This is a genomic window from Streptomyces sp. Isolate_45, assembly GCF_024721315.2.
GTDB lineage: Bacteria > Actinomycetota > Actinomycetes > Streptomycetales > Streptomycetaceae > Streptomyces.
In genome coordinates, this window is the sequence record NZ_JANFAK020000095.1 from 1 (window position 1) to 3279 (window position 3279).

General features: G+C 75.6%; 1 protein-coding gene and 1 pseudogene. Both read left to right on the forward strand.

Annotation, left to right across the window (positions count from 1 at the left end; all coding sequences use genetic code 11):
• A pseudogene (locus NOD94_RS26690) lies at positions 1-536 on the forward strand (transcriptional regulator); the annotation flags it as partial.
• A gap of 206 nt (positions 537-742) precedes the next feature.
• On the forward strand, positions 743-3279 hold a 2537-nt coding region (locus NOD94_RS26695; RefSeq protein ID WP_281208658.1), incomplete at its 3' end, for a DEAD/DEAH box helicase.

Here is a 3279-nt window from a genome sequence, read left to right on the forward strand (position 1 = left end):
CCCCGACGGAGGTGCCCCCGCCGCCCCTGGAGCCGGACGCGGCCGCCTGGGCGCAGGCGCAGCGGGCCGTGCACGCCGGCAGCCAGACCGTCGAGGTCACCCTGCACGGGACCGGGGAAGGGGCGGTGGTCCTGCAGGACCTCCAGGTACGGGTCACCGCGCGGCGCACCCCGCCCGCCTGGAACGTCTACCAGATGTCCCAGGGCTGCGGCGGTGCCCTCACCCCGGCCGGTTTCGCCGTCAACCTGGACGCGCCGAGGCCCCTGGCGCGGCCCGTCGCGGGCAACGACGGAGGTGACCGGCTCCCGGCGCCGGCGTTCCCGATGCAGGTGTCGGCGGCGCGACCCGCCGTGCTGCGGGTGGTGGCCGCCGCCACGGGCTGCGACTGCGACTGGTACCTGGAACTCCGCTGGAGCGGCCCCACCGGATCCGGGACCCTCCGCCTCGACGAGAACGGGCGGCCCTGGCGGACGAGCGCCACCGCCGGCCGGCCCGAGTACGGCTTCGCGAGCGAGCAGGGCCGCTGGGCGAGGTAGCCCGGGAAGTGCCGTGGGCGGCGTCGTAGTCGCAGGTCAGCGGCATTGTCGGTGGGCGCGCCTAGACTCGGCGGCAGTGGAACCGCCATGACCGGGCGGAGCCGGGCGAGCAGGACGGGAAGGGGGACGACGACGCCGTGATGCCGCAAGAGCAAGAGCAAGAGCAAGCGCGGTCGCAGGCCCGGTCGCACGGCCGGCCACAGCCGCTGTCGCGGTCGGTGGCGGCCCTGCTCCGCTGTGCCCCGGTGTTCCTCCCGGCCGCGGTGCCCCGCGAGGGGCGGGTCGCGTTCTGGAGTCCCGCCGGGGAGCCGCTGCCCGAGGCCGGGAGCCCGTCTCCGCTCCAGGTGGTCCGGCCGCACGGCGACGGGGTCCGTACCCACACGGTTCCCGCGGTCTCCCTGTCCGTCACCGAGGCCCTCGCCGTCCTCGTCCACGCGCCGCGCAGCGCCTCGGCGTCACCCGCCGCCCGGGCCTGGGGCACCGCCGCGGCCCAGGCGCTGTCGCTGGTGGCGCGGGGTCGGCTGCTGCCCGGTGTCACCCCCGACGGCATCGACGCCTGGCGGGCCGGGCCGCTCGACGCGCAGGACGTCGGACACCTGCGCGCCGTCGCCGCCGCCCTGCCGTACGAGGGGTACGCCACCCCGCTCGCCGGGCGCCGACCTCTGACCCTGCCCGAACCGGAGGCCCTGGTGCGGGCCTTCATCGACGCCGTCGCCGACACGCTCCCCAGGACCCCTGCGGCGCCGTTCGCCGCCGGGCGGCCGTTCGCCGCCCGGGAGCCGCAGCGGGTGCCGGGGATACAGGAGTGGGCCGCGCAGGTCGCGGCCGGTGCCGACGCGGGGGTGGGCATCTCGCTGCGGCTCGACCTGTCGTCGTTCCGCCTGTTCGACGAGGCGGAACCGCAGGACGTGCGGCGCGCGGGCGCCGCAGTCGTCCAGGTCCACAGCCTCGCCGATCCGACGTTGGTGACCGACGCGGGGCTGCTGTGGGCCGGTGCGGCCGCCGCCGCGTTCGGGCCGCGCGCCCGGATCGATGCCGTGCTCGCGCTGCGCCGCGCGGGTCGGGTCTGGCCGCCGCTGCTGCGCCTGCTCGACCAACCGGTGCCGGACGCGCTCGCGCTGTCGGATCCGGAGTTGGAGGACCTGCTGGGCGTCGTCGCGCCCCGGCTCGCGGCGGCCGGAGTACTGGTCCACTGGCCGCGCGAGCTGGCCCGTACGCTGTCGGCGACCGCCGTCGTGCGGTCCACGGCGCCGGGTTCCGCCACCGACGGCACCGCCTTCTTCGACGCCGCGGGCCTGTTCGCCTTCTCCTGGGAGCTGGCCTTGGGCGGCGACCGGCTCACCCCGGGGGAGATGGACGCCCTCGCCCAGGCGCACCGGCCCGTGGTGCGGCTGCGCGACCAGTGGGTGCGGGTCGATCCGGCGCTGGTGCGCAAGGCCCGCAAGCGGGAGCTGGGGCTGCTGGACCCGGTGGACGCGTTGGCCACCGTCCTGAGCGGGACGGCCGAGGTCGACGGGGAGCCGGTGCCCGCCGTACCGGTGGGCGCGCTGGCCGCGCTGCGGGACCGGCTGACCGGGGACCTGCCCGCTGTCGCGCCGCCCGCCGCCCTCAAGGCGACCCTGCGGGACTACCAGCTGCGGGGGCTGGCCTGGCTGGACCTGATGACCTCGCTCGGTCTCGGCGGGTGCCTCGCCGATGACATGGGCCTCGGTAAAACGGTCACCCTGATCGCCCTGCACCTGCACCGGGACCGTCCCGAACCCACCCTCGTCGTCTGCCCGGCCTCGCTGCTCGGCAACTGGCAGCGCGAGATCGAGAGGTTCGCGCCGGGCACGCCGGTCCGTCGCTTCCACGGGGGCAGCCGCACCCTCGACGGCCTCGACGGCGGCTTCGTCCTGACCACGTACGCGACGATGCGCGCCGGGGCCGCCCGGCTCGCCGGGCAGAGCTGGGGCATGGTCGTCGCCGACGAGGCGCAGCACGTGAAGAACCCGCATTCGGCGACGGCCAAGGCGTTGCGGACGATTCCCGCGCCGGCCCGGGTCGCGCTCACCGGCACCCCGGTCGAGAACAACCTGTCCGAGCTGTGGGCCCTGCTCGACTGGACCACCCCGGGGCTGCTCGGCCCCCTCACCGCCTTCCGTGCCCGGCACGCCCGCCCGGTCGAGCACCAGCAGGAGGAGGACGGCGGCAACGAGGCCGCGGTGGCCCGGTTGGCCGCGCTGGTGCGGCCGTTCCTGCTGCGGCGCAAGAAGTCCGACCCGGGCATCGCCCCCGAGTTGCCGCCGAAGACGGAGACCGACCACCCGGTGTCCCTGACCCGTGAGCAGGCGTCGCTCTACCAGGCGGCGGTGGAGGAGGCGATGGCGGTGATCGGGGCGAGCGAGGGCATCGAACGCCGGGGCATGATCATGAAGTTGTTGGCCTCGCTCAAGCAGATCTGCAACCACCCCGCGCAGTATCTGAAGGAGGAGCCGCCCCGGATCCCGCACCGGTCGGGCAAACTCGCCCTGTTGGACGAACTCCTCGACACGATCCTCGCGGAGGGCGGCTCGGTCCTGGTGTTCACCCAGTACGTGACGATGGGGCGGATCATCGAGCGGCACCTCGCGGCCCGGGGCATCTCCCACCAGTTCCTGCACGGGGGGACGCCCGTGCCGCGCCGCGAGGAGCTCGTCGACCGCTTCCAGTCCGGGGAGGTGCCCGTCTTCCTGCTGTCGCTGAAGGCGGCCGGTACCGGCCT